Annotated in this window: 1 pseudogene; it reads right to left on the bottom strand. The window is 42.0% G+C overall.

The annotated features are described in order from the left end of the window. Positions 1–205, bottom strand: a pseudogene (locus B3D59_RS14270) (hypothetical protein); the annotation flags it as partial.

Here is a 205-nt window from a genome sequence, read left to right as displayed (position 1 = left end):
GATAGCAGGCTATTTTTAATAAAGTCATGCAGCGCAGTTATCCTCGGACGGAATTTCATGAAAATAACGGCCCCGAAAGGTGAAATCAGGCAGATAATGGTAAGAATGCTGATATCGGGTTGAATATAATGAACACTGAGAACAACTGCAGCAAGAAACGTCGGCACTATCATGGTTGCCGTTTTGAATGGATATCCGGAAAAGA

Source organism: Desulfobacter sp. UBA2225 (assembly GCF_002348205.1).
Taxonomy (GTDB): Bacteria; Desulfobacterota; Desulfobacteria; order Desulfobacterales; family Desulfobacteraceae; genus Desulfobacter; species Desulfobacter postgatei.
This window is presented reverse-complemented; position numbering and strand designations above follow the sequence as displayed.